Source organism: Kribbella sp. NPDC049584, assembly GCF_040675555.1.
Classification (GTDB): Bacteria; Actinomycetota; Actinomycetes; order Propionibacteriales; family Kribbellaceae; genus Kribbella.
In genome coordinates this window covers 268,710-275,408 of the sequence record NZ_JBFAPF010000014.1, presented here as the reverse complement: position 1 = coordinate 275,408, position 6,699 = coordinate 268,710, and the positions used below count along the sequence as shown (strand labels likewise).

General features: G+C 67.8%; 9 protein-coding genes. 6 read left to right on the top strand and 3 right to left on the bottom strand.

Annotated elements, in window-relative coordinates; all coding sequences use genetic code 11:
* The 4 genes from AB0J62_RS36900 to AB0J62_RS36885 form a co-directional block, all read left to right on the top strand.
* A partial coding sequence (locus tag AB0J62_RS36900) for a TOBE domain-containing protein (protein ID WP_363881548.1) occupies positions 1-510 on the top strand: 510 nt, incomplete at its 5' end.
* A 4-nt stretch (positions 511-514) separates the two neighbouring features.
* Entirely contained in the window at positions 515-949 is a 435-nt protein-coding gene (locus tag AB0J62_RS36895) for a protein phosphatase (RefSeq protein WP_363881546.1), read from the top strand.
* A 22-nt stretch (positions 950-971) separates the two neighbouring features.
* Positions 972-1,367 carry a RidA family protein gene (locus tag AB0J62_RS36890; RefSeq protein WP_363881544.1) on the top strand — a complete coding sequence of 132 codons (396 nt, stop codon included), beginning with the start codon at positions 972-974 and terminating at the stop codon, positions 1,365-1,367.
* Positions 1,364-1,915, top strand: coding sequence for a GrpB family protein (locus AB0J62_RS36885; protein WP_363881542.1), 552 nt, complete (start codon positions 1,364-1,366; stop codon positions 1,913-1,915). The genes AB0J62_RS36890 and AB0J62_RS36885 overlap by 4 nt, the downstream gene beginning before the upstream one ends.
* Here AB0J62_RS36885 and AB0J62_RS36880 read toward each other — a convergent pair.
* Positions 1,854-3,107, bottom strand: coding sequence for an FAD-binding oxidoreductase (locus AB0J62_RS36880; protein WP_363881565.1), 1,254 nt, complete (start codon positions 3,105-3,107; stop codon positions 1,854-1,856). The two genes, AB0J62_RS36885 and AB0J62_RS36880, sit on opposite strands and share 62 nt — an antisense overlap.
* A gap of 57 nt (positions 3,108-3,164) precedes the next feature.
* Here AB0J62_RS36880 and AB0J62_RS36875 point away from each other — a divergent pair, with 57 nt between their 5' ends.
* Positions 3,165-4,136 (top strand): WYL domain-containing protein, encoded by a 972-nt coding sequence (locus tag AB0J62_RS36875; protein WP_363881540.1) that lies wholly within the window; start codon positions 3,165-3,167, stop codon positions 4,134-4,136.
* On the opposite strand, the gene AB0J62_RS36870 is transcribed toward AB0J62_RS36875, so the two are convergent.
* Positions 4,126-4,527 carry a hypothetical protein gene (locus AB0J62_RS36870; RefSeq protein WP_363881538.1) on the bottom strand — a complete coding sequence of 134 codons (402 nt, stop codon included), beginning with the start codon at positions 4,525-4,527 and terminating at the stop codon, positions 4,126-4,128. The genes AB0J62_RS36875 and AB0J62_RS36870 overlap by 11 nt on opposite strands.
* An 83-nt stretch (positions 4,528-4,610) precedes the next feature.
* On the opposite strand from AB0J62_RS36870, the gene AB0J62_RS36865 reads away from it, so the two are divergent.
* Positions 4,611-5,243, top strand: a complete 633-nt coding sequence (locus AB0J62_RS36865) for a MerR family transcriptional regulator (RefSeq protein ID WP_363881536.1) — start codon at positions 4,611-4,613, stop codon at positions 5,241-5,243.
* Here the strand turns inward: AB0J62_RS36865 and AB0J62_RS36860 are convergent, their stop codons facing one another.
* Complete coding sequence (locus tag AB0J62_RS36860) at positions 5,244-6,665, bottom strand: hypothetical protein (RefSeq protein ID WP_363881534.1); 1,422 nt, start codon at positions 6,663-6,665, stop codon at positions 5,244-5,246.
* Positions 6,666-6,699: the final 34 nt, after the last annotated feature.

Here is a 6,699-nt window from a genome sequence, read left to right as displayed (position 1 = left end):
GTCTACGTCACCCACGACCAGGTCGAGGCCATGACCATGGGCGACCGGGTCGCGGTCCTCAAGGACGGCGTCCTGCAGCAGGTCGACACCCCGCTCAACCTCTACGACCGGCCCCGCAACAAGTTCGTCGCCGGCTTCATCGGCTCGCCTGCGATGAACCTGATCACCGCCCAGATCGTCGACGGCGGCGCCAAGATCGGCGACTACGTCGTCCCCATCGCCCGCGACCTGCTCGCCAAGGCCGGCGACGACAAGACCCTCACCCTCGGCGTCCGCCCCGAAGCGCTGCACATCTCCGACCAGGGGCTACCGGTCAAGGTCTCGGTGATCGAGGAACTCGGCTCCGACGCGTTCCTGTACGGCTCCGCGGACCACGCCGAGAACCAGCAGATCATCGCCCGCATCGGCACCCGCCTGCACAACGACAAGGGCACCGAGGTCTACCTCGCACCCGACCCCGACAAGCTGCACCTGTTCTCCACCTCCACCGAGGAGCGCCTTGTAGTTTGATCCCGTGGGCCACTGGGACAAAGAGGCACTAGGTGTGATGGAGCTGCCGTCGGGTCGGCTCGTGCGCGGACGTAGTCTGCGGCGAGGCCCGGCGGCAGCGCCGTTTCCGACGTACGGCGTCTATCTGCTCGGGTCGGAGCCGCCCGACGTGCCGTGGGAGACGCGCTGGATCAAATGGCCCGATTTCCGGCTGCCTGTGGATCGCCCTGCCGCGTTGACGATCTTTCGCGAGGCATTGGAGCGGGCTTCCGGCGGGCGGGTCGAGTTCGCGTGCGGCGGCGGTCGCGGGCGGACCGGCACGGCGCTCGCGTGCCTCGCCGTACTCGATGGCGTGCCTGCTGACCGGGCCGTCTCATACGTACGCGCGCACTTCGACAAGCACGCTGTGGAGACACCGTGGCAGAAGCGGTACGTCGTAAATCTGTTGACCCGGGGCTGACCTCTCGCGTTGGGTTCGAGACGTGAGCATCGAGCGGACCAACCCCAGCGGACTCCACCAGACCCCCGGCTACCACCACGTCACCACGGTCCATGCGGAGACGCTTATCTACCTGGCCGGGCAGTGCCCGTTGCAGCCGTCCGGTGAGTTGGCTCCGGGTGGTCTGGAAGGACAGACCGCGCAGGTCATCAGCAACATCCTGACCGCGCTCGAGTCTGCCGGCGCGAAGCCTGAGGACGTCGTTCGCACTGTCATCTATGTCGCCAGCCCGGAACGCGAAGACTTGTCCGCCGTGTGGACGCAGCTCAACGCGTCGCCACTCGCGCCTGCTTTCACCACAGCCAGCACGCTGCTCGGCGTGGCTCAGCTCGGTTTCCCGGGCCAGTTGGTGGAGATCGACGTGACCGCGGCGCTGTGATCGTTCCGGCTGAGGTCGTCTCCTACGATCCGCGGTGGCCGCTGTGGTTCGCGGAGATCTCCGCGGTGCTGGAGCCGCATCTCGACGAGCTCCCACACGTGATCGAGCACGTCGGCAGCACAGCGGTGCCCGGTCTGGCCGCGAAGCCGATCATCGATCTCGACATCGTCGTACCGTCGGCCGAGCTGGTGCCGACGGCGATCGAGCGGTTGGTTGCCGCTGGCTACCGGCACGAGGGCGACGCCGGGATCCCCGGTCGTGAAGCCTTCGCCCTGCCGCCCGACGCTGCCCGGTACCACCATCTGTATGTCGTTGTTGAAGGCAACAAGGCTCACCGGGACCACGTGCTGCTTCGCGACCACCTGCGGACGAACGCGGCCGACCGCGAGCGGTACGCGGCGCGTAAACGCGAGCTGGCACACCTGCTCACCACGGACCGCGCCGCCTACGTCGAAGGCAAAGGCGAGTTGGTCGAAGAGCTGATCGCTAGAGCTGATGGTTCACGTGGAGCCGGCGGTCCGGGTCGTACCGGCGGCGGAGCTCGGTGAGCCGCTTGTAGTCATCCGGGTCGTAGCCGTCGGCCACCTCGTCGGTAGTCAGCGGCGCGTAGCTGAAGTTGAGAAATCGGCCGACCGTCGACGCTTTCCACGGCTCCAGGACCGCCTGCTGGGCTTCCGGCTCACCCAGGACGGTCAGCGAGTACGCCGCATCGCGATGGCCGACTGCGTTCGGGATCTCGGGTTCGCGGGCGAGTGCGCCGCCGAGATGACGGATACCGATCACGCGCATCGGCGCTCCAGCGTCCGGCTTCGGCACTGTCGACAGCGCATCGAGATCGCTCACCAGGACGTTGCGGGAGCTGTAGCTGTCGGGGCGTTCCGGTTCGGCGAAGATCTGCCCGGAGTCGACGTACGGCAGGTCCCCGACCGTGTCGAGCGCCGGCTCACCGATCGCTCGTAGGGGCTTGATCAGCTCCTCCCCGTTGTCGCCGAGGATCGCGAGCTGGATCTGTGCGATGTACTTGCCGCGCACCGGCGCCGGCACCTGCGGGATGTCCGGGATCGGCAGGATCGCGATCGCCGACGTCACCTCTTCCGGCACGGACCGCGTCCACTCGCTCCACACCTGCGGCACGGTCGAGTGCTCCGCGAGATCGAAGTACAGGCTGCCTCCGTACAGCGTCGGTACGTCGAAGAGGTCGACCTCGATCCCGGTCACGACCCCGAAGTTCCCGCCGCCACCTCTCGTCGCCCAGAAGAGGTCCGCGTCAGCGTCCCGGCGTACGCCGTCCATGGTGACGATCTCGATCCGCCGGACGTGGTCCGCGGCGTACCCGAACCGTCGCGCCATCAAGCCGAGCCCACCGCCGAGCGTGTACGGGACCGCGCCCACACCGGGCGAGCTACCTGACAGCGGCGCCAGGCCGTACGGCGCAGTCGCCGCGAGCACGTCCCGCCAGGTCGCACCCGCCTCGATCCACGCCGTCTTCCTGTCCGGATCGACCGTGACGTGGTTGAACGCGCCGGACGCGATCAGTACGCCGCCGTCGATGCCTCTGGTCAGACCGTGGCCGGAGGCCTGCACCGCGATTCGCTTGTCGTGATCGCTCGCGTAGCGCACGGCTTCCTCGACCTCGGTCGCGTTGGTGACCGGGAAGATCACCTCGGGCCGATGCGGGTCCCGCCGCTGGAACCCCAGGCGCGCGTCGTCGTACTCAGGGCTTGTCGTCGTCAGCATCATGAAACTCACGCTATGGTCCCTTGCGGACAGATCTTGTCCGCAAGGCATCCTGTTGTGATGGATATGCCTGGCCGTCTGCTCCGGTTGCTGTCGCTGCTGCAGAGCCGCCGCGAATGGTCCGGCCGCGAGCTGGCCGACCGCCTCGGTGTCACCGAGCGAACGGTACGACGCGACGTCGACCGGCTGCGATCGCTCGACTATCCGGTCACCGGGACGACCGGGACCGCGGGCGGCTACCGGCTCGTATCGGGGACGAACCTGCCGCCGCTCCAATTGGACGACGACGAGGCGATCGCGGTCGCGCTGGGGTTGGTCGGTGCGGCCGGTGGCGGGGTGAGCGGGATGGCGGACAGTTCGATGAGTGCGCTGGCCAAGCTGGAGCAGGTGATGCCCGCGCGACTGCGGCCCCAGCTCGCGGCGGTGAGTTCGTCCGCCGAAGCGATCCCGCGGCCCGGCGTACCGCAGGTTTCACCAGGGGTGCTCGCGGTCCTCGCACGCTGCTGCCGGAACCACGAGATCGTTGCCTTCGACTACCGCGGCCGGGCGCGTGGGGCGACGCGCCGGCGGGTGGAGCCGCATCAGCTGCTGACGTTGGCGTGGCGGTGGTACCTGCTCGCGTTCGATCCGGGGCGGGACGACTGGCGGATCTTCCGGGTCGACCGGATCTCCGACGTTGCCTCGGCTCTCCACCGCTTCACTCCGCGGACGTTGCCCGCTGCGGACGCGGCGTCGTACCTGGTGGAGTCGTTCGTGTCAGCGCAGTACCGGCACTCCGTCCACCTGACCGTGCAGGCGCCGGCGGCCACCGTCTCCGCAACCTTCGAGGGTGTTGTCCGCGGCATCGTCGAGCCTGTTGATGAGTCGTCCTGCGTGGTCCGCTTCAGTGCGGACACGCCGGCAATGCTCCTGACCCAGGTAGCGGCCATCGCGGCCCTCGGCCCCTTCGTCGTCGACCACGCGACGCCGGAAACGGCCGCGTTCATCGGCGGGGTCGGTGCGCGGCTCACGCAAGCCTTCGTCACGCAGTGATCAATCCGGTTCCGAGGGTCAGTACGCCGATCGCCAGGGACGCTGCGCCGGCCCACAGGATCCAGAGGAACTGATTGGGCTGGGTGCGGTCCTTGCCGGCCGACGATGCGAAGAAGCCGCCGGATATCAGGATGGCCGCGACCGGGATCGCGAGCCGACCGACCCAGAGCCAGAACCCGTCGAGGCCCGACTGGTCGACGTACAGGAGTCCGACCAGGCTGAGGATCACGAGTACGCCGGCGTGGGCGTGACCGGCCCGCGCGAACGACTTCTGGAAGTCGGTCATCGGCACCTGGCCGCGGACGATCTTGGTCATGAAGTAGCCGCCGAACTGGATCGTCACGATCGTGAGCAGGATGACTCCGGCGGTGGTGCGTGATGCATCGGTCATGCGTACACGTCCTCATGGATAGTTCAGGTATCCGCTTATGGATACTGATACTATCCATGACAGGTCACAGGAAGGCAAGGGCCATGCGGATCGGGGAACTCAGCAAGGCGACCGACGTACCGGTGCCGACGATCAAGTACTACCTGCGCGAGGGCCTGCTCCCCGCCGGCGAACTCACCAGCCCGAACCAGGCGTCGTACGGCGAGGCTCACGTCCGCCGGCTGCGCCTGATCCGCGCGCTGATCGAGCTGGCCGAGGTCCCGGTCGCTCAGGTCAAGGAGATCCTCGGGTCACTCGACTCCGACACCGAACCTCTACACGAACAGATCGGCCGCGCACACCGCGCTCTCACCCCGACCCGCCGCCTGACCGCCACCGACGAAGCCCGATCCGTCGCCACCGCGCAGGTCACCGACCTCATCACCACCCGCGGCTGGAAAGTAGACCCCGACGCTCCCGCGCTGGCTACCCTCATCGACACCATCGCCGCCATGCACACCCTCGGCCAACCCACCCTGGCCGCCCACCTCGACGCCTACGCCGACGCGGTCGAACGCTTCACGGCCCTAGAGATCGAGGCCGTCACAGCCAACCCAACCCGAGACCAACTAGCCGAATCAGTCGTCATCGGCACCATCCTCGGCGAAACCCTCATCTCGTCCCTGCGCCTTCTGGCCCAGGAGTCGATCTCCGCCGACCGCTGGAACCAGACGTAGTCAGACTCCGGCGTGGAAGGCAATGCGGGCGACTGCGTCGAGAGAGAGCTCGGCGCCGCCGAGAAGAGACTGGATCGCCTCGCGCTGCGACGGAAGCGGAAGCTTGTAGGTGATCGCTGCGCGCCGCTCCAGCCAGGTCATCAGGTCTCGCTCCGCCTCGCCCGCGAGTTCAGCCTCCGGATCGCGCATCGCCTCGAGGTCTCCGCGGACTCGATCCCAGTCATCCAGCTCTCGGCGGACGAGCCACGCTGCCCGCCGCTGGCTCGGCGACTCGGAGGCGGCTGCCCCGGCGACGTCGTCGTACCGGATGGACGGGTAGGCCGCGAGCAGTTGAGCAGCGTGCTTGACGACGGCACGGCTGGGATCGGACAGGAGACGGAGCAACAGGCCCTTCGACCGCGACTCCTTCGGCGATAGATACAGCGCCGCGAGTCGGGTCCGTGGGTCCTCGCTGGACAGAGCCTCGAAGGCCTCCGTTTCGGTCAGCACTTGGCCCGTCTCCTGGAGGCCGGCGAGGGCGATCGCATCGTCCCCCGCCTCCCACTGAGCGCGGTAGTAGGCCGCCGGATCGTGGCCGGCACGCCGATAGCGCCATCGGGCAGCCGCGCGAACCCGGCTGGACCGATCGAGCATCCGCCGTTCCAGGTCGCTTCGGTCGAACTGGTCGTCTGCGCTCGACTGCAAGGCGATCAGGCGACCTTCGACGTACTTCGAGTGCAGCAGCTTCGCCTTCGCCTTGGTCGGGTCCAGCAACATCCAGTGCTCAGCCAGCAGCCGGCGGGACCACTGGTCCTGCTCGGTGGCCAGGCGCTCTTCGAGCTCGCCGGAGTCGAACATCCCACGGGCCATCGCCGCTTCGAGGCCGAACCTTCTCACCAGAGCGGTGTCCGCGGTCAGGAGATCACGCGGATACTCAGGTCCACGTGACGCATCGAGCTTCTCGACGTACGACGTGAGCGCCACGGCGCCGTGCGTACGCGTTCGCACCCGAAGCACCAGCTCCAGCACCCGCTCGACCTCCGCAGGATCCGTCCTGGTCAACAGCGCGGACAGTGCCGGATCACGCACCTGCCCGACGTGGTCCACCGATCGCAAGGCCAGAAAGCGCGCGACTATCTCGCCTTCGGCAACGGCAAGTGCCCGCACTGCACGCTCACGCAGGAAGCCGTCCGCGTGCATCGACGCGATGCAGTCGATCAGCGAATCACGTCGTCCGACGAGCGTCGCCCATTCAGCCGTGCCTCCGAGCGGATCCGACTGACGCCAGGTGCCGAACCGAGCTCGCTCATCCAGCCGCAGCAGGTCCGCCACGGACAGCACGCCCAGCCGCGACTTGATCTCGTCAAGCGCACCGGCATCTGACCGCTGACAAAGCGCCCTCAGCCGCCGCAGCTCGTCATCAGCCTCACGAGAGCTCAGCACACCACCGATCATCAACGATCAGCCCGGCGCACCG

What these genes read in the sequence shown, in the direction of transcription:
- AB0J62_RS36880 (WP_363881565.1), bottom strand. Translation starts at nt 3,107, where the DNA reads ATGATGCTGACGACGACAAGCCCTGAGTACGACGACGCGCGCCTGGGG.
- AB0J62_RS36875 (WP_363881540.1), top strand. Translation starts at nt 3,165, where the DNA reads ATGGATATGCCTGGCCGTCTGCTCCGGTTGCTGTCGCTGCTGCAGAGC.
- AB0J62_RS36870 (WP_363881538.1), bottom strand. Translation starts at nt 4,527, where the DNA reads ATGACCGATGCATCACGCACCACCGCCGGAGTCATCCTGCTCACGATC.
- AB0J62_RS36865 (WP_363881536.1), top strand. Translation starts at nt 4,611, where the DNA reads ATGCGGATCGGGGAACTCAGCAAGGCGACCGACGTACCGGTGCCGACG.